At 67.3% G+C, this 1,663-nt stretch carries 1 protein-coding gene; it reads left to right on the forward strand.

Annotated features, from left to right (window positions below; all coding sequences use genetic code 11):
- Nucleotides 1-219 precede the first annotated feature (219 nt).
- The gene (locus AB8M85_RS17465) at nucleotides 220-1,650 is read left to right on the forward strand and encodes an IS4 family transposase (RefSeq protein WP_372700108.1); all 1,431 of its coding nucleotides are present in this window, start codon (nucleotides 220-222) and stop codon (nucleotides 1,648-1,650) included.
- Nucleotides 1,651-1,663 lie beyond the last annotated feature (13 nt).

Consider the following 1,663-nt stretch of genomic DNA (forward strand, 5'->3'; position numbering starts at 1 on the left):
GCTCTAGAGCCAATGCCATGAAGTTAAACGTCCACCGCTGAAGTCAAGCCCTTGTCGGCTTCGGCGCTCGGTGGCATGTGGCGCATTGGCGGTGGCACAACCCTGGACGCGGGAACTTGTCTTAAAATGTGAGACGAGCCCCGGAACCCCTTTTAATCCGGCGGAACTCCTGTCAAGAATGTGAGTGTTCAAGCACACATACCGCACAGGAGTTCCTACGTGCCATCCTCTCATTTCCCTGCCCCCGCTGACCAACCCGGCCTTCCCCCAACGGGATCCCCGGCGGCCGATCCCGGGCATTGCACCGATGCCTGGGCCCCCGCGCACCTCGGTGCCCTGACCGAACACCTCCCCGCCGACCTGGTCGATGAGGCCTTGGAGGCGACCGGCACCCGGGAGCGCCGCATCCGCAAGCTGCCTTCCCGGGTGGTCGTGTACTTCGTGCTGGCACTGGCGCTGTTCCCCCACCTTGGCTACCGGAACGTGTTCACCAAACTCCGCCTGCACACCACCGGGGCCGCCAAGACCACCGAGTCGGCGCTCACCCAGGCACGGCGCCGCATCGGGGTCGCCCCGCTGCGGAGGCTCTTCGAGATGCTGCGCGGCCCGGCCCCGACCACCACCCGGGAAGGTTCCTTCTTCGGCAAGTACCGGATCTGCGCGATCGACGGAACGGTCCTCACGCTGCCCGACACCCCGCAGATCCTCACCAAATACACCAAGCAGCGCGGAAACCACGGCGGGACCGGATACCCGCAGGCCCGGGTCCTGGCGTTGGTCGCCAGCGGCACCCGCAGCATCATCGACGCGGTCTTCGGACCGACCGGCATCGGGGAAACCACCTACACCCCGGCCCTGCTGCTGTCCATGGCACCGGGCATGCTGGTCCTGGCCGACCGCAACTTCGCCTCCGCCAAGCTGCTGCACCAAATCGGCGAGGCGGGGGCCCACTTTCTGGTGCGGGTGAAAAACCGGCGGAACCTTCCGGTCCACCGGCCCCTGGCCGACGGGTCCTACCTCTCAATTCTGGCCGGGGTCCCGGTGCGGGTGCTCGACGCCACCGTCACCCTGCACACCAAGGCCGGGGACCATCGCGAGACCTACCGGCTGGTCACCTCCCTCACCAACCCGGCAGAGGGCACCGCCCTGGAGCTGATGGAGCTTTACCACCAGCGGTGGGAGATCGAAACGACGTTCCGGGAAATCAAATCCACCCTGCTGCAGGGCCGGGTGCTGCGCTCCAGGAGCGTGCTGCTGGTGGAACAGGAAATCTATGCGCTGCTGGTCGTCCAGCAGCTGCTGCGCACGGTGATGAGCGAGGCGACCAACGCGGTGCCCGACCTGGACCCGGACCGAGCCAGCTACACGGTCGCGCTGACCATGGCCCGGGACCTGCTCATCCTCGGGCCCGCCAGGCCCGCCACCGGGGAACGCCCGGGGTGGAGGGCCCTGGCCGGCCGCATCGGCGAGGAGGTCCTGGAGCGGCTGCTCCCGGCACGAAGGCTGCGGACCAGCTCGCGGACCGTCAAGCGGGCGATCTCAAAGTTCCAGGCCCGGGCAAGCAAACCGCACACCCCAACATTCCCAGCGACCCTGACCGTTGAGATCGTGGACCCCGCGCCCGGCTTGCCAAACGGGATCGCGGCTTAACTTCGCGGCATTG

It is taken from the genome of Arthrobacter sp. JSM 101049 (assembly GCF_041679245.1).
GTDB lineage: Bacteria > Actinomycetota > Actinomycetes > Actinomycetales > Micrococcaceae > Arthrobacter_H.